Source organism: Pleomorphomonas sp. PLEO (assembly GCF_041320595.1).
GTDB lineage: Bacteria > Pseudomonadota > Alphaproteobacteria > Rhizobiales > Pleomorphomonadaceae > Pleomorphomonas.
The window spans coordinates 3,419,740-3,436,966 of sequence record NZ_CP166625.1 but is presented as its reverse complement, the minus strand read 5'-3'; the positions used below and the strand labels follow the sequence as shown (position 1 = coordinate 3,436,966).

15 protein-coding genes are annotated in these 17,227 nt (G+C 62.6%); 3 read left to right on the top strand and 12 right to left on the bottom strand.

Features of this window, described 5'->3' with window-relative positions; genetic code table 11:
• Nucleotides 1-37: 37 nt before the first annotated feature.
• From AB6N07_RS15955 to AB6N07_RS15940, 4 genes are all read right to left on the bottom strand, one after another.
• On the bottom strand, nt 38-2,002 hold the full coding sequence (locus AB6N07_RS15955) for a MacB family efflux pump subunit (protein ID WP_370674064.1): 1,965 nt from the start codon (nt 2,000-2,002) through the stop codon (nt 38-40).
• A gap of 4 nt (nt 2,003-2,006) precedes the next feature.
• On the bottom strand, nt 2,007-3,257 hold the full coding sequence (locus tag AB6N07_RS15950; RefSeq protein ID WP_370674063.1) for an efflux RND transporter periplasmic adaptor subunit: 1,251 nt from the start codon (nt 3,255-3,257) through the stop codon (nt 2,007-2,009).
• Complete coding sequence (locus tag AB6N07_RS15945) at nt 3,254-4,402, bottom strand: multidrug effflux MFS transporter (RefSeq protein WP_370674062.1); 1,149 nt, start codon at nt 4,400-4,402, stop codon at nt 3,254-3,256. The genes AB6N07_RS15950 and AB6N07_RS15945 overlap by 4 nt, the downstream gene beginning before the upstream one ends.
• Nucleotides 4,403-4,497: 95 nt before the next feature.
• Nucleotides 4,498-5,970: an efflux transporter outer membrane subunit gene (locus tag AB6N07_RS15940; protein ID WP_370674061.1), complete on the bottom strand. Its 1,473-nt coding sequence runs from the start codon at nt 5,968-5,970 to the stop codon at nt 4,498-4,500.
• A 251-nt stretch (nt 5,971-6,221) separates the two neighbouring features.
• Between AB6N07_RS15940 and AB6N07_RS15935 the strand changes: the two genes are divergently transcribed.
• The gene (locus AB6N07_RS15935; protein WP_370674060.1) at nt 6,222-6,800 is read left to right on the top strand and encodes a GNAT family N-acetyltransferase; all 579 of its coding nucleotides are present in this window, start codon (nt 6,222-6,224) and stop codon (nt 6,798-6,800) included.
• Between the two features lie 7 nt (nt 6,801-6,807).
• Here AB6N07_RS15935 and AB6N07_RS15930 read toward each other — a convergent pair whose 3' ends face one another.
• The 7 genes from AB6N07_RS15930 to AB6N07_RS15900 all read right to left on the bottom strand — a co-directional run bounded on the left by AB6N07_RS15930 (nt 6,808) and on the right by AB6N07_RS15900 (nt 15,079).
• Nucleotides 6,808-8,052, bottom strand: a complete 1,245-nt coding sequence (locus tag AB6N07_RS15930; RefSeq protein ID WP_370674059.1) for a Gfo/Idh/MocA family protein — start codon at nt 8,050-8,052, stop codon at nt 6,808-6,810.
• Nucleotides 8,049-9,104: a LacI family DNA-binding transcriptional regulator gene (locus tag AB6N07_RS15925; RefSeq protein WP_370674058.1), complete on the bottom strand. Its 1,056-nt coding sequence runs from the start codon at nt 9,102-9,104 to the stop codon at nt 8,049-8,051. Before AB6N07_RS15925 ends, AB6N07_RS15930 begins: the two co-directional genes overlap by 4 nt.
• 5 nt (nt 9,105-9,109) lie before the next feature.
• Nucleotides 9,110-10,066, bottom strand: a complete 957-nt coding sequence (locus AB6N07_RS15920; protein WP_370674057.1) for an ABC transporter permease — start codon at nt 10,064-10,066, stop codon at nt 9,110-9,112.
• A 13-nt stretch (nt 10,067-10,079) separates the two neighbouring features.
• Entirely contained in the window at nt 10,080-11,024 is a 945-nt protein-coding gene (locus tag AB6N07_RS15915) for an ABC transporter permease (RefSeq protein WP_370674056.1), read from the bottom strand.
• A complete protein-coding gene (locus tag AB6N07_RS15910; RefSeq protein WP_370674055.1) occupies nt 11,021-12,523 on the bottom strand; it encodes a sugar ABC transporter ATP-binding protein in 1,503 nt (500 codons plus the stop codon). The genes AB6N07_RS15915 and AB6N07_RS15910 overlap by 4 nt, the downstream gene beginning before the upstream one ends.
• 120 nt (nt 12,524-12,643) lie before the next feature.
• Nucleotides 12,644-13,663, bottom strand: a complete 1,020-nt coding sequence (locus AB6N07_RS15905; protein WP_370678255.1) for a substrate-binding domain-containing protein — start codon at nt 13,661-13,663, stop codon at nt 12,644-12,646.
• 231 nt (nt 13,664-13,894) lie between these two features.
• Entirely contained in the window at nt 13,895-15,079 is a 1,185-nt protein-coding gene (locus AB6N07_RS15900; RefSeq protein ID WP_370674054.1) for a PLP-dependent aspartate aminotransferase family protein, read from the bottom strand.
• Nucleotides 15,080-15,263: 184 nt separating this feature from the next.
• Here AB6N07_RS15900 and AB6N07_RS15895 point away from each other — a divergent pair, with 184 nt between their 5' ends.
• Nucleotides 15,264-15,683 (top strand): MarR family winged helix-turn-helix transcriptional regulator, encoded by a 420-nt coding sequence (locus AB6N07_RS15895; RefSeq protein ID WP_370674053.1) that lies wholly within the window; start codon nt 15,264-15,266, stop codon nt 15,681-15,683.
• Nucleotides 15,684-15,726: 43 nt separating this feature from the next.
• Nucleotides 15,727-17,022: an MFS transporter gene (locus AB6N07_RS15890; protein ID WP_370674052.1), complete on the top strand. Its 1,296-nt coding sequence runs from the start codon at nt 15,727-15,729 to the stop codon at nt 17,020-17,022.
• Nucleotides 17,023-17,028: 6 nt separating this feature from the next.
• Here AB6N07_RS15890 and AB6N07_RS15885 read toward each other — a convergent pair whose 3' ends face one another.
• On the bottom strand, nt 17,029-17,202 hold the full coding sequence (locus AB6N07_RS15885) for a hypothetical protein (protein WP_370674051.1): 174 nt from the start codon (nt 17,200-17,202) through the stop codon (nt 17,029-17,031).
• Between the last annotated feature and the right edge of the window lie 25 nt (nt 17,203-17,227).

The following is a 17,227-nucleotide window of genomic DNA, read 5'->3' as shown; positions in this document are numbered from 1 at the left end:
GAGAAGTCGTCGGAAATGTTGGACCGCTCCGGTTCTTTCAGTCTCGCGACAGCGCCACGACCGGATCGAGCTGGGAAGCATTGCGAGCCGGCAGGAAGCCGAAGACGACACCGATCAGCGTCGAGCACAGGCAGGCGGCGATGATAGAGGTCGTCGAGTAGATCAGCGTGAAGTCGCTCGAGAACAACCGCACAATCTGGCCGATGCCGAAGGCGGCCCCGATACCGCACAGGCCGCCGATCAGGCACACCAACACGGCTTCAATCAGAAATTGCTGCAGGATATCGCCTTGTCGGGCACCAACCGCCATACGCACACCGATTTCGCTCACCCGTTCGGACACGGATACTAGCATGATGTTCATGACGCCGATGCCGCCGACCACCAACGAGATAACGGCGATCGCCGCGATCAGCAGCGTCAGCATCTGCGTGGTCGCGGTGATTGTCTGGCGGATGTCATCGGTGTTGAGAATGAAAAAGTCCTGCGTGCCGTGGCGCTGGGTCAGGAAGCGCGTCACATCCTGCTCGGCGAGGCTGGTGTCCACGTCATCGGCGACGCGCACCGTAATCGAGCGGAGCGACATGTTGCCGAGGAAGCGGGTCTGCACCGTCGTAAAAGGCAAATAGACGGACAGGTTCTGGCTGGAGCCGAAGCCGCCCTGCTGAGGTTGCGTCACGCCGACGATACGGGCGGGCACGTTGCCGATGAGCAGCACCTGTCCGACCGGTGAGTTGGCGCTATCAGCGAACAGCGTCTTGCGGGTGTTCTCGTCGATGACCACGTCGGTCGCCCGGTTGCGCACCGATTGAGCATCGAAGAAGCTGCCTTCGGCGAGCCTGGTACCGCGTGCGGCGAAATACTGCTCGCCGACGCCATTGACCAGCGCACTTGCCTCCTGCGAACCCACGCGTAGCGTCTTGCTGGTAGAGACAGTTGGGGTGACGGCTGCGACATAGCTTTGCCGCGCCAAAGCCTCGGCGTCTGAAACGACCAGCGTGGTGATGCGGGCCGAACGCGTGTCGCCAAAGCTGCGACCGGCGAAAATCTCCAGCGTATTGGTGCCAAGGTTTGAAATGTTGGCCAACACCTGCTGCTGCGTGCCTTGGCCGATCGCCACCACTGACACCACCGAGGCAATACCGATGATGATGCCGAGCATGGTGAGGAAGGTTCTGAGGCGATGCGCAGCCATGGCCAGCACGGCCATGCGCAACGCCTCCTTGAACCGGTCGATCAGCGAGCGGAGATAGCCACCTCGCCGCGCCCCGTCGACAGCCTTCTCGGACGAAACCTTAGGCATCGTTTCCGAGGTTGGCGCACTCCTGCGGTCGCTGAGGATGACGCCGTCGGAAATCTCGATGATGCGGCGGGCGCGGCTCGCCACATTCATGTCGTGGGTGACGATGATGATCGTCTTGCCCTCGGCATTCAGCTCCTCGAGGATGCGCAACACTTCCTCGCCGGAATGTTTGTCGAGCGCGCCGGTCGGCTCGTCGGCGAGAATGACATTGGCACCGTTCATCAGGGCGCGGGCGATGGAGACGCGTTGCTGCTGACCTCCGGAAAGTTGACCTGGCCGGTGGTCGGTGCGGTCGCTCATGCCGAGCCGGTCGAGCAGGCTTTCCGCCCGCGCTCGTCGATCTCGCTGCGCCATGCCAGCATAGATCGCGGGGATCTCGACGTTGGCAAGCGCGTCAAGTTCGCCTAGCAAATGATATCGCTGGAAAATGAAGCCGAAATGCTCGCGCCTGAAGGCGGCGAGTTCATCCGGCTCCAGCAGAGCCGTTTCCCGGCCGGAAATGCGGTAGCTGCCACCCGTCGGCCGGTCGAGGCAGCCGAGGATATTCATCAGCGTCGACTTGCCGGAACCGGAAGCGCCGACGATCGCCACCATCTCGCCCGCCTCGATCACCAGATCAACGTCCTTCAGCACGGTGATCGTGCCATCGCCGGACGGAAATTCGCGACGGAGCTTTTCCAGCCGGATGAGCTCGGCCATGACCTTACATCCCCGGTGGTGGGCCGCCGGCGCCACGACCTAGCTTGAGCGAGGAGGCAGAGGCCGCTCGCTGGGCGGCGGTCATTTCGCCGGTCACCACCAGATCGCCCTCGGTGAGACCCGATTTAACCTCGGCGGTAACCTTGTCGTTGAGACCGATCTCGACATGGCGTTCCGCCATGATGCCATCGGCATTCAACACCTTGACGCGATATTTCCCTTCGGAATCGCGATTACCCAGCGCGGCTGCCGGTACCGTCAGGACATTTTCGGCACTTCCGAGCACGATATTCACCTCGGCGGTCATGTAGGTCCGGAGACGGCCATCGGGGTTCGGAACGGTGAAGTTGCCATAATAGTAGATGGCCGACGACGAAGAGCTCGACGAGGAAGATGAGGAGCTCGACGAAGCGATAGCCGTGTCGCTGCGAATGGATTCAGGTGCCGGATCGATGCTCTCAAGAGCCGCGTCATAGCGGTGTTCGGGATCACCGATGATCGTGAAGTAGACCTTCTGGCCTGGCGCGACGTGGACGACGTCGGCCTCCGATATCTCTGCTCGCACCGTCATTGTGTCGAGCTGCCCCAGCACGATGATGGTCGGCGCCGACTGGCTGGCGTTGACCGTTTGCCCGGCCTGACTGACCACAGCAAGCACCGTGCCGTCCATCGGCGCGGTAATGCGGGTATAGCCGAGATTGGCTTTGGCTGTGGCCACGGCCACTTCCGCCGACTGAATCTGGGCGTCAAGGGCGGCAATCTGCGCCTCTGTCGTCTTGACGCTGGCTTCGGCACTTTCCAGATCGGCGCGCGCGACGGCGTTCTGGTTGACCATGGTCTGCTGGCGATCAAGTGTCTGGCGGGCCAGCGTCAGCGATGCGTCTTTTTCGGCTCGCTGCGCGTGGATATTCGCCAGAGACGCCTCAGCCGTCTTGAGACTGTTCTGCTGCGTCACCGAGTCGATCTCGGCGATAAGGTCACCAACTTTGATACGGTCGCCGAGCTTGACGTGAAGCGAAGTGATCCGCCCCGAGGCCTGTGCGCCGACGGCGACAAGCTTGACTGGTCGGAGTTCGCCGGTCGCCAGAACGGTCTCTTCGACGTTGCCGCGCGCAACCGTCGCGGTCATCATGGTCACGGTAGGCGCCGTATAGTAGCTAACCTTGACGAAATAGCCGGCCGCCACCGCGACGAAGAGCACAAAAAGAAAGATCAAGCCGCGACGGCTCTTACGTTTGCGCTGTGAGGCGGTCATGCGCGGTGTCCGCTAAGATACGCCAGCGACGCAAATATGCCGCCGGCCAGGATGATACCCACCATGGGGTATACGGTTCCATCGTGCAGCAATCCGACCGCCGCGCTGGCACAGCTCGCCACGGCGAACTGCATCACGCCGAGCACCGAAGATGCCGTGCCGCGATGGGATGAAACGTTGCTCATGGCGACCGCCATCGTATTGGCGCCAATCAGCGGGCCAGTGGACAAGCAGAGCATTAGAAGCGCGACGAGCATCGGCAACGACGCGCTGGCGGCCGAGGCGACGAGAACAATTCCCATCGCCACGTTGAAGGCAAGAGCGCCGACCAGCACGCTTCGTGTCGAAAAACGGCGCAGCAGCAATCGATTGACCTGCGAGGCTACGATCATACCGCAGGCATTGAGGCCAAACAGCCAACCGTAGTGTTGCTGGCTGACGCCGTGCAGATGCATGTAAACGAACGAGGAACCGGTGATGAAGGCAAAGATACAGGCCGCGGCGAAGGCCCCCGACAGGGCCGGTGCCATGAAGCCTCGGTTGGAGAGAACCTCGCCAAAGGCACGTGCAATACCGACGATACCGACCGCGTGCCGACGTTCCGGCGGTAGCGTTTCCGGCAGTCCCCGCGACGCCGCCACGAGGCAGCCGATGCCGAACAGGGTGAGGACAACAAAGATCGCCTGCCATGGCGCCACCGCTAAAATATAGCCGCCAAGAAGCGGAGCGACGATCGGCGCCAGACCCTGTACGAGCATCATCTGCGAAAGGAATCGGGCGCTGCCGCGTTCGTCGAATAGGTCGGCGACGATGGCCCGGCTGACCACCATGCCGGCGCAGCCGCCGAGCGCCTGGCAAAGGCGAAGGAAGATGAAGCCTTCCACGGTTGGAACGACAATGATGGCGGCCGATGCCAACGTGAAAATCATAAGGCCGGCGATCAAAGGCGGCTTGCGGCCGAAGCGATCGACCAATGGGCCGTAGATCAGCTGTCCCGCCGACAGGCCAAGAAAGAACACCGACAATGAAAGCTGCACCCGCCCCTCATCGGTGGCAAAGCTATCCGCAAGGCTTGAAAAGCTCGCGAGATACATGTCGGTCGACAACGGGGCGAAAGCTGTGAGGGACCCAAGAATAAGGGTCAAGCCTAGGGAACCAATGGTGACAGTCTGGGAAGGGGACATCGTTTCTTGAGTTTACCGGAGATGCGCCGGCTCGCGGCTCAAGGCCAATGGAAAGATTAGTTGGCAACCGCCTTACGCAGGCGCGGACCAGTGTTGGTATCCACCACTTCCGGCTTCGAAACGTCGACCGTGCCGTCCCAGCCGCCACCCAGCGCCTTGTTGAGCGTGATGTAGTTGTTGGCGATGGCGACCGTGCTGGTGAGCAGCGAATCCTCGGCGGAATAAAGCGAGCGTTCGGCGTCAAGCACATCGAGGAAACTCGACGAGCCCGACTGGTAAAGCGACTGTGCCAGCTCCGACGCCTTGCGATAAGACTGGGTGGCGTCAGCAAGGCGGCCGTTCTTGATGCGCTCTTGCCGGAAGGCAACGATGGCGTTCTCGACGTCTTCCAGCGCACCGAGCACCGAGGCCTTGTAGGCGACGAAATACTGATCACGCGTTGCCTCGGCGGCATCCTGGGCAGCGGCAAGCTTGCCTGCGTTGAAGATAGGCACCGATAGCGACGGTCCTAAGCTCCAGGAAATCGTAGACGACTTACCAAGGTCACCAACGCTGGTCGCAGTTGTGGCAATAGAGCCAGCCAGACTTATCGAGGGATAGCGCGCGGCCGCCGCGGCACCGATCTTGGCCGTTGCCTGGGCATATTCGCGTTCCGCCTGACGGATGTCAGGCCGGTTGGAAAGCAGATCGGCCGGCAGACCCGGGGGTACCGGCTGGCGCGGCCGCGGGATCGCCCCGCCCCTCGTCATGCGGGCATCCAGCTCAGCCGGCGCCCGCCCCGTCAGGACCGCGAGGCGGTGGACTGCCTCGGCATAGGAGGTCTGGAGGTCCGGGATCTTTGCCTCGGTACTCGCCGCCTGTCCCTCCGCGTTCGAGACGTCGACCGCCGAAGCCGACCCCGCCTCGAACTTCTTGCGCGTCAGCCCAGCCGTCTCGCGTTGAGACGAGGCGCTTTGTCGCGCCAGCGCCATGCGCGCTTGATACCCCCGCGCCGCCACGTAATTGGAGGCGACATCGCCGATCAACGTCAGCAATGTTGCGTTGAGATCCTCGTTGGCTGCCTGGCTGCCGTAAAGCGCCGCTTCCGACGAGCGAGCGTTGGCGCCAAACAGATCAAGCTCCCACGACGAATCAAATCCGCCCTTGAACTGGTTACGCACCTCTCCCTGCGACTTCTGTCGGGTCGTCGACGATGAGCCATCGGCGGACGGAAACAAAGCCGCATTGGTCTGTCGCTCGCTCGCGCGGGCTGTCCGAATCTTAGCCTTGGCGGCTGCGACATCGAGATTGCCGGCGACGGCCTCCTCAACAAGGGCGTTGAGTTCTTTGTCGCCGAGTCGCTCCCACCAATGGGCAAGTTCGACCGAACGGGCCGGCGTCTCGGCACTCTTCGAGCTCCAGCTGGCCGGCAACACGAGGTGCGGCACCATATAGTCCGGTCCGACGGCGCAACCCGATAAAAGCAAGCCGAGAAGCGGGAGTGAAATCCCGGCAACGCGACGGAGGGAGGGGTAACTTTTGACAATCATATCCGCGCGCAACGCCATGGCTGTACTGTTGCCCTTCTAAAACTTGTGGGATTTGGACTGCTTCTACGCCGGTCGGCAAGTCAAAAGAGGTCGAAAAGTGTAACTAGCGCCGACAACCAACCGGAATGATGATCAGGACACAATCAGATACGCACAATTGACAAGGCATTGGGAAAAGCACGACGGTTGACGCAGTCCCTGCCGCTATCCAGTTTTGGCGACATGCCATTGGATGTAGGTGAGTTTGCCCGATGCCCGCTCTTCCCTCAAGCTTTTCGACGCAACGCCTCGAGCTACGCAGCTACACACCGGACGATGCTGCCTGGTATGTGGCTATGGCGACACGCAACCGCGCCCATCTCGCCCGCCATGAGGCCGACAATGCGGCGATGAAGATCGTCACCATAGTCGATGCCATCACCATCATTCGTGGGTTCAATGAGGAAGCCGATGCCGGCGAATCTACCTTTCTCGGCGCCTTCAACCGCTCAAATGGGGATTTTGTCGGGCAAATTTACGTTGGCGTCAGCAACGCCGATCTGCCCGGCTACCTCATAGGCTATTTCTGTGACGAGGCGCATGTGAGGCAGGGCTACACAGTGGAAGCCGCGGCGGCCACGCTTACCAAGCTGTTCGAGGACTGCGGCGCCCAGCGCGTCGGGCTCTGGTGCGACGACACCAACATCGCCAGCCAACACATCGCCAAGCGACTCGGAATGCGCCAGGAGGGCCATGTGCGCGCCGACAAGCGCCTTGCTGATGGCTCGGTCACCGGCTCGCTCTGCTACGGCCTGCTGCGCGACGAATTTCTCGCACAGCAGACGCCCTAGCCTTCATTCATTCCGCCCTGCCGACCGCCGGCACGAAATCGGACAGATCCTCGCGATCAAAATAGACCGCGCGCCCCTCTTCAGCCGACTTATACAGCGCCATCAGCATTTCGATCACCGCAACGCCGTCGGCAAACGTCTCGTCGGGCATCTGTCCCTTGCGAAAGCGCTCGACCATGTGACGGTTCTCGTCAGTGTAACCATAGACGCCGGCTTCGTCTTCCAGCACAGGCATCAAGCCCTGCTCGGCATTCTGCTTCTCGACGAGATCCTCGCCCTCGTTACCGCTGACTCGACGCGACATGAACACCTTGAGTCCGGTGTTGAGCGAGGAGAATTCCAGCGCGTATTCCGGCCCTAACAGCTCGAGCTGAATGCGCAAACCGGCGCCAACGTAAGCCCAGGACGTGGTCGCCTCGATGATCACTTCCTGCCCGAGCTCGTCCTCGAGCGTGATCATGCCGCGCGCGAAGTCCTCACTGGCTCGTCGGCTATAATCGACCGTCGGCCCCATGCGTTCCTTGAGTTCCGCGGCATAGTTCGGTCGCGTCCACTTCAGGCAGGCAACGGCACCGGTCGCCGACTTCAGTTTCAGCGACGAGCGTGGAGCATCGGGGCGCGTCAGCATGAAGCGCGCCACCTCGACTGAATGGCACATCATGTCGAGCAGCACACCGCCGCCTTGCTGGTCGCCCTTCCAGAACCAGGGCTCGTGCGGGCCGGCGTGTTCCTCGGCCGCCCGGGCGAGATAGGGGCGGCCGGCGGCCGGCACCGCTCGGCGCCAGATGATATCCTTGCCGCGCATGACGGCCGTGGAGAACACCTGATTCTCTAGATAGCCATGGATAAGTTTGGCGTCCTCGACGAGCCGAAGCATCTCGCGCGCCTCGCTGAGCGTACGTGCCAGTGGTTTCTCGCAAGCAACGGCATAGATGGACGAGCGACCGGCCGTCTTGAGATCATGCAGCGTCCGCATGACGTCGAGGCGGGTATAGTTGGGGGACAACACCCAAATGGCGTCGACGTCAGGCGCCGTCAGCAGAGCGTCCAACGTCGGATGAGCGGTGCAGGTACCGAGATCGAGATCGTGAACCGCCTCGGCGAATGTCCGACGCTTGTTTTCGGTCGGCGAATAGACGCCGGTCACTTCGACGTTGCGGACGCCGACCAGCGACTTCAGATGAAAATGAGCAATGAAGCCACTGCCCACGAAGCCGATGCGGAGGGTCTGGCGCGGGAAATCGGTCGTCATCTCTGGTCCTCATAAGTCTCTTGTCGTTGTCCGGCGGTCCTGCGGCCGTCCGGCTTGGCGGGCGCGGTTGACGAGCGAACCACGAGTTCGGTCGGTACGATCAATGTGGCGTCGGATGCGAGCCGGCCTTCCAGCCGCTCGATCATCATCCGCATGACCTCAACGCCGATCTGACGTTGCGGCTGGCGAACCGTGGTGAGCGGCGGATTGCAAGCGACGGCGAAGATGGTGTCGTCGAAACCGACCACCGAAATGTCACCCGGCACCGAGGTGCCACGCGCCCTGAGCCGGTTGATGGCGCCGACGGCCATTTCATCGTTGGAAGCGAAGATGGCCGAAAAAGGCATGTTCCGCCGATAGAGTTCGTCGACCGCTGCCTCTCCTGAGGCAAGGCTGTAGTCACCGCGCACTTCCAGCCGCTCGTCGGGCGGATATCCTTCATCGGTGAGTGCCTTGCGCCAGCCGGCGACACGGGCGACGCTCATGACTTCCGGAACGGGGCCACTGATATGGGCAATGGCCGTGTGGCCAAGCCCGAGAAGGTGGCGCGTCGCCTTGGCGGCGGCGCCTTCGTTGTCGATCAGCACTGTGGGCAGCTTGCGCATCGGCAAGTATTCGAGCGCCACCACCATTGGCGGCAGTTCGGCATCCTCGAGTTCCACCGGCATCGAGCCAGTCATCAGAATGAGGCCGTCGGCGTGTCGCTCGCGTACCATATCGATGTAGTGGTGGACACGCGCCGGGTCGGAGCGGGCATCGCCCATCAGCACCTTGTAGCCGGCCGACGAGGCCACATCTTCGACTCCCTTGAAGACGTCGAGGTAAAATGGGTTGGAGATGTCGCGCACCAGCAGGATCACCGTGTCGGTGGCCTGGCGTCGGAAATGGCGCGCTTGGGCATTGGGCACGAAGCCGAGCGCGGCGACACAGCGCAGCACCGCTTCGCGCGTCTCCGGTCGCACGAGGTCGGGGTTTTTGAGGGTGCGCGACACAGTGGCGACGGACACGCCAGCCATGGCGGCAACGTCGCGGATATTGGCGGAACCTGCCATGACGATCAGACCCTCAACCGAGCTTGCCGGCCATAAAGCAGCATCAGAAGCAGCAGCGTCACGCCGAAGATCACCTGCCGCCCCCAGAATTCCAGATTGAGTGTGGTGAGCACGCTCTGCAAAAGGATCAGCGCGATGGCGCCGAGCGCCGTGCCGGTATAGGAGCCAGCACCACCTGACAGCGAGGTGCCGCCGATCACCACGGCGATGACTGACGGCAGCACATACTGGTCGCCGACGCTAATGAAGGAATTGCCGGTGTAGCCGATGACGCAGACGCCGGTGAAGCCGCCGAACAAACCGGCAAGGCCGTAAAGCAGCACGCGGATGCGGCGGGCCGGCAGGCCGGTCAGCACGGCAGCGTTCTCATTGGCGCCGACGGCGTAGATCGACCAGCCGAAGCGCGTTCGTTTCAACACCAGCGCCATCAGCACGATGATCGCCGCCCAGACGAACAGAATGCCGGGGATGCCGAGGAACGCCGAGCGACTGACGAAGGCCATCAGTGCCGGTGCCGCGTTGCCCGACGGCACGCCACGCGAAAGCACCACGAGGCCTCCCTGGATGACACCCATCATGCCCAGCGTCATGACCAGCGGCGGAATGCGCAGGTAGGTGACGCCAAGGCCGTTGACGAGGCCGATCACGAAGCCCGCAAAGCAGGCGACGACAAAGGCCAAGGGTATCGCGGCGTCGGATCCGTTCATCACATTGCCGGCGATGACGGCGCCCAGCGAGATGACGGCGCCGATGGAAAGATCGATCCCCTCACGCCCGCCGAGGATGACGAGGTTCTGTCCAGCCGCGGCGATGCCGAGAATGGCCGACACCGTCAGCAGGCGGACGATCTGGTCGCCGCGTGCAAAGCCCGGTGACACCAGCTCGCCGATGGCCAGTAGCGCGAGGATAGCAAACAAGGAGATCAATAGCGGGTTCTTCGCAAGGTCTACGAAGCGGTTCATGGCTTTCTCCTCCTCAGCGCCGGGTGACGAGGACGCCGCCGGCCAGCGCGGCGAGAATGATCAGGCCTTGTACCAGCGTCTGGTACTCGAATGGCAAGCCGGCGAAGAAGATCACCGAGCCGATCATGCCAACGACCCAGGCGCCGAGCACCGAGCCGAGCTCCCCGCCGATACCGCCGGCCAGCGCCGTACCGCCCAGCACTACCGCCGAGATGGCCGACATGGCCAGCGTTTGGCCCATCAGCGGATCGCCGCTTGCCGTCTCGCCCGTCAGGCAGAGGCTGGCAAAGGCACCGAACAGGCCGGACAGAACAAAAGCGGAGACCCGAAGCCTGCCAAGGTTCAGGCCGGTCTGGAAGGCGGCGGCTCTATGGCCGCCAACCGCCCTGAGGCGGGTCATGAACGGACGGGCGGCAAGGAAGGAGGCAATCAGGAAGGCGGCAAGATAGATGACGTAGACCGAGGGAATGCCGAGGATCGTACCGGCATAGGTGCGCCAATAGGGTTCTGGCACCGGAAGGCCAGCCTGCGGCAGCACCCAGAGGGCAAGGCCGGAAAAGACGATCGAAGTCGCGAAGGTCGTAACGATCGGCTGGAAGCGCAGGCCGGCGATGATCAGGCCGTTGACGAGGCCACAACCGACGCCGACGCCCACGCCGACAAGAAGACCGACCGCGACCGCGGGGCCATCGCCACCTAGAGTTGCGATCACCGTGACGGTAACGACGTTGACGAGCGCCACGATGGCCCCTACCGACAGGTCGATGTCGCCGCCGAGGATGACGTAGGTCTGGCCGATTGCCACCAGCACCAAGGGCAGGAAAGTGGTGAGGTTGGACTGGATGACCGATGGCTCCAGGAAATTGTGCTGGAGCATGGCATTGACGACGACGAGAACGATGAGCGCCGCCGCCGTTACGATCCAGGTACGGCCGCCGAGTTGACTGAGGCGCGTCATGCCGCGTCTCCGTAGGAAGCTTGCGTCAGCTCGAATGGCGTCAGCCGATCACCCGAGAGCTCGGCGGTGAGAGCGCCGCCGTTCAGCACCAGCACACGATCACAGAGGGAAAGAAGTTCGCTATCCTCGGAAGAGTAGATAATCACGGTCGCCCCTTCGTCGGCGAGCTTACGGGCCAGGAGGTAGAAATCTCCCTTGGCTCCGAGGTCGATGCCCTTGGTAGGGTCGTCGAGCAACAACAGGCCGGGCGCCGGAGATAGCCAGCGCGAGATGAACACTTTCTGCTGATTGCCGCCCGACAACGAGCCGATCGGTGTGTCGAGGCCGACATAGCGCGTATTGAGGCCAGCAAGCACCTCGGCAAAACGCTCGCGAAACAGAGCTCCTGGAATAAAGTGTCGCCTCTCGCGCACCAGGCTTGCGATGGCGGTATTCTCGAAGATCGAGCGCCCAGGCAGTGCGCTATCGCGGGCTCGATCGCCGGAAACATAAGCGATGCGATGGGCCATGGCGTCGACCGGCCGGCGGGAGGTGACATCGACGCCGTCGAGAGTGACACGGCCGGACTGGAACGGTTCGGCACCAAACAGGCCTGATAGCAGCGCCTTCTGCCCCTGCCCCTGCAAGCCGCCAAGGCCAAGGATCTCGCCGCGCTGCGCCGTGAACGACACAGGCCCCAGCCGGGCCGCTCGAACGTCCTCAACCGCCAGTCGGATATCCCCCTTGAGCGGCGCGTGATCACGGACGGAAGCGGCAATAGCGCCGGTCTCGCCCACCATGGCGTAGACGACAGCATAGCGGTCGGTCTCGGTAGCGGCAAATTCAGCCACCGTCTGACCATTGCGCATCACGGTGATCCGGTCGGCGATGGCAAACACTTCGTCCATGCGGTGCGAGATGAAGATCGACGAAATGCCTTCCGCCCTCAGCTCGCGCAGGATGTCAAAGAACACGTCCACCTGCCGACGGTCGAGCGTCGCGGTCGCTTCATCGAAGATAATAATCTTCGGCTTGCGGGCGAGCACCTTAAGAATCTCGGCGAGCTGGCGCTGGTCCGGCGAAAGGTCTGCAACGCGAGCATCCGGTGTGAACCCCTTGCCGGCCACCGCGGCGATGCGGGCGATCAGCGCTTCGGCCTCGCGGGCAATGGCGGTATGATCGGTGAAGCCAAGTGCGTTGCGCGGCTCGCGGCCGAGGAAGATGTTTTCGCCGAGGGAGAGCTGCGGCACCAGCGACAGTTCCTGGTAGAAGAGTGCCACGCCCTGTTCTTCGGCGAGGCGGGGCGAGCCGAGCGCCGCTGGCTTGCCGTCGATCAGCACCTCGCCTGTGTCGTGGCCCACCGTGCCGGCAATGACCTTGCAGAGCGTCGATTTGCCGCAGCCATTGGCACCGAGTAGCGCATGGATCTCACCGCGCTCCACCGTAAGACGGGCCTTATCGAGCGCACGCACGGCGCCAAAGCTTTTGGATATGTCGATGGCACGAAGGATTGGCTGCATCATGCGTATCCGGTTCGGATCGGCAATGCGCATCCGCCGCACGCGTCAATCGCGTGCGCCGAACGGCGGAAAAGAGACGGGCCGGTCCCAGGAGGAAGACAGGCCGGCCCGTTCGGGAGTTTACTTGAAGAACTTGGTAGCGTCGTCGATCGACACGACGTCGGTCACCGACCAGTAGCCGGGCTTGCCTTCCGCTTCCTTCAGCTTGTCGGCAAGGTTGTCATTGGAGACGAACGGGATCGGGATGTAGATGGCGTTGCCATAAACGCCGCCGAAGATGCCGTCCTTGAACTCCTTGCCCTGCAACTTCAGCACGGCGACGTTGAGGGCCGAGGCCATGACGCCCGGCGGGTTGACGGAGGCGCCCGACTTCAGGCCTTCCTTCGACCACAAGTCCATGAAGTCTTTGCGGATCTCGCCGGTGGCGACGATCGACTTCTGCTTGCCGGCAGCCATGATGGCGCGCCACGTGCCGGCCGCCATACCGTCCTGCACCCAGATGCCGTTGATGTCGGGATAGGTGGCAAGCAGCGTCTGTGCCGTCTGCTGGCCCTGTGCCTGATCCCAGTTAGCGTTGGCCTCGTTGAGGATCTTGATGTCAGGGAACTTCTTGAAGACCTCGGTATAGCCGTCGACGCGCATCTGGTTGGCCGGATGGCCAGCGACGCCGTTGATGGTGACGACGTTGCCCTTGCCGCCAAGCGTGTTGGCCAGCCATTCGGCCGACTTCATCGCCCAGCCCTTCTGGTCGATGCCAACGTAGATCGCGTCCTTGGACGACACCTCGGCATCGGTTGCGACGACCAGAATGCCCTTGGCCTTGGCCTGAGCGAAGATCGGGTCGAAGGCCGTCGGGCTGTTCGGATTGATGATGATGGCGTTGACGCCCTGATTGATGAAGTTTCGGACGTTGCCGATCTGCCCCTGCACGTCGACATTCGCCGACTGCACGACGACATTGACGGTGACGCCCTTGTCGGCCCAAGCCTTGGCAGCCGCCTGAGCCTCATCGATCATCTGGGTGCGCCACTCACTGCCGACCCAGCCGTTCGACAAGCCAATGGTGAAAGTCTCGGCCGCCGACGCCGCGCTGACCGCGGCCACGGCGATGCCGGCCGCCAACAGAACTGATTTCATTATCGCCTCCCTGAAGCGCCGCGAACCAGTCATCCGGTCCGCCAGCCTTGTCGTTTGGTATCGTTTCCTCCGGGATCTCACTCCGTGGTGCCCGCCAACGGGCATCCTGATCCCCTTGGGCCAATAACGCCCGACACGCATGATGTAACCGGTTACATTACCCGTCAATAAGCCCTTTCGCCTATAGCCGCCCTTACCCGGCAACCTCAGGAAGTGCTCCGCCGCGCGCGCCGCTCAGCCGAGCGCCGCGTCGAGATCGGCGATGATGTCATCGGCATTCTCGAGGCCGACCGACATGCGGAAGGTGCCCTCGCCCGTCCAGTCGCGATAGGCGGTCGCATCCTGTCCCTCGAGGTGGAAGGACGAGGCGATCAGGTCTTCGGCTGGGATATGAAACAGCAGACTACGCGTCTTGCCGAGCGATACGGCGTAGGCGACCGTTTTCAGTCGATCGGCGAACTGCCGAGCCAGCGCCGGTCCGTCATCCGTCACGAAGGAGACCATTCCCGAGAAGTTCTTCATCTGGCGAACGGCAAGCTCATATTGCGGATGGCTCTTGGAACCGGGCCAGTAGACGCGCTTCACGCGCGGATGGTTTTCGAGGAAGGCGGTGATGGCGCGAGCATTTTCTTCATGCGCCTTCATGCGGATAGGCAGCGTCTCAAGACCGCGCAGGATCAGCCATGCCGCGAAAGGATTCAGGGCCGCGCCAAGGTGGATCAGCGACGTTTTCCTGAGATCGGTAATGGCTTCCGCCTTGCCAATCACCGCTCCGCCCAGCGCATCGCCGTGGCCGCAGGCATATTTGGTCAGCGAATGGACGACGAAATCGGCGCCGAGTTCCAGCGGCTTCGTCGCCACCGGCGTCGCCATGGTCGAGTCGACGGAGAGTTCGGTGCCTGCCGCGTGGGCGATGCCGGCGATGGCCGAAATGTCGGCAAGACGGAGAATCGGGTTGGCGGGGGTCTCGATGTGCACGAGCTTCGTCTCGGGCCGGATCGCCGCCGCCACCTTCGCAAGGTCGGATGTATCGACCGCTGTCGCGCTGATTCCGAGCCGCGACAGACCGTCGTGAGCGAACTCGGCGACGCCAGCGTAGCAGACATTGGACAGAACGAGATGATCACCCGTCTTCAGCCGGTTGAGGAACAAGCCGGTTACCGCCGACATGCCGCTGGCAAACGTCAATGCCGCCTCGCCGCCGTCAAGCGTGGCGAGCCGCGCCTCCAGCGCTTGTGCGGTCGGATTGCTCCAGCGAGTATAAAAATGCGGTGCCTTGTCACTGAGGTCATTGGCGGAAAAGCCGATATCGTCGGGATGAGCGTAGAAGCTCGAGGCCGGCACCAGCGGGCTCAGCACGGGTTCGCCCGAACGGGCAGCCGGCAGGCCGGCATGGATGGACTGGGTCTCGATCTTCATGATGACTTTCTCTCGGATGCGGACGCTCCCGCCAACAGGCGGCGAAATCCCTACTCCGCACCCTAACTCCACCTACGCGCCCTTCTAAGGAATTCGATTCCGCCAACTGACAGGTTGGCGCATTTTCATTCCATTTACTGCCAACGATCCGCACGAACCAAATAGAGACCTTGTCGGAGATAAAATGGGGGTATATACCCGCGTTATGGACTCACCATGCTATTGCGATCTTCTAAGGACGGCGGCGCGCAAGACGACCGCCATTTACGACCGTCATCTGGCAGAGGTCGAGCTGACGCTTGCCCAATACAAGCTGCTGAAGAAGATCGATCGCGCCGGAAAACTGTCGATCTCCGAGCTCGCCGCCCTCTGCGATCTCGACCGCTCGACGATCGGCCGCAATGTGCAAGTTCTCGAGCGACACGACCTCGTCGAGGAAACCAACTGCGGTGATGGTCGGCGCTGCATGCTGAGACTGACTGACACAGGGCGACAACGGTTCGCCGCCGCCGTGCCGCTCTGGCAGGCAGCCCAGGCCGAAATTGAAGCGACGCTCAATCCAGATCAGATCACGGCGATCACGGCTCTTTCCGGCGTCCGATAGAACCTCGGCTTGTTCATCCTCTCTATTCAGCGAAAGCCCGCCGATGACGACGTCCGCCCTCCCCGCCTATTTTGCCCGCCGCGACATTCACTACGGCTGGGTAGTAGCCGCCGTCACCTTCCTCACCATGCTGGCGACGGCCGGCGCGCTGGGGGCGCCCGGCGTGATGCTGCGGCCACTCGAGGCCGAGTTCGGCTGGCAGAACTCAGACATCTCGACGGCCTTCGCCGTCCGCCTGGTACTTTTCGGCTTGATGGGTCCCTTCTCGGCGGCGCTGATGAACCGCTTCGGCGTGCGACGCGTGGTGGTGACGGCGCTTCTGCTGATCATTGCCGGCTTCGGCTTCTCCGTGACCATGACCAAGCTCTGGCAACTGATGCTGTTCTGGGGTGTTGTCATCGGCTTCGGCACCGGCATGACGGCGCAGGTACTTGGTGCCACGGTGGCGACACGCTGGTTCGTCAGCCGGCGCGGCGTCGTTGTCGGCATGCTCACGGCGTCCAGCGCCACGGGACAGCTTATTTTTCTGCCAATCATCGCCGCTGCCACCGAGGCTTGGGGCTGGCGTGCCGCCCTCGGTCTGGTGGTCGCTCTACTATCCATCGCGCTGTTCGGCGTACTGTTCCTGATGCGCGATCGGCCTGCCGACGTCGGTCTCGCGCCGCTTGGTGGCATGCATCAGCCGGCGCCGGCCCATACGGCCGGCTTGTTGACGCTGGTGTCGGCGCCGATCCAAGGGCTTCGCGACGCCGCCCATTCCTACGTCTTCTGGGTGCTTTTCGTCACCTTCTTCGTCTGCGGCTTGTCCACCAACGGCCTGATCCAGACCCATTGGGTGTCGATCTGCGGTGACTACGGCATACGGCCGGTCAACGCGGCGGGTTTCCTGGCTTTCGTCGGCGTGTTCGACTTCGTCGGCACGCTGCTTTCAGGCTGGCTCTCCGACCGCTATGACAATCGCTGGCTGCTGTTCTGGTATTACGGCCTGCGCGGCTTGTCCCTGCTCTATCTACCGCTCACCGGATTCGATCCGCTGTTGCTCGCCGGTTTCGCGGTCTTCTACGGCCTCGATTGGGTCGCGACCGTACCGCCAACGGTAAAGCTCGCCGCCGAGCGCTTCGGCGCCGAGAAGGCAGGTCTCGTCTTTGGCTGGGTATTCGCCGCCCATCAGCTCGGTGCCGCCACCGCCGCCTATGGTGCCGGCTGGAGCCGCACCGATCTGGAAAGCTACATGCCGGCGCTGGTTGTGGCCGGCGGCTTTTGCCTTGTAGCGGCGGCTCTCTGCCTCACCATCGAGCGTAAGCGCGAACCGGCCGCTCCGCTGCCACAGGCTGCCTGAGCAAGATCAGAGGACGAAAGTCACGACAATCATCAGGACGAGGATCAACCCGCCGACGATGGCGGCAACCATTCGGCCAGCCGGCGGACGATTGCCAGCCGATGCGCCCGCCGCTCGGGCGGCCTCGGCCTTTTTGCGCGCCTCGCGTGCCTTCTTGTCGAGCTTGACGACCTCGCCCATCCGTCCCTCCGTATCGCCTTGATCC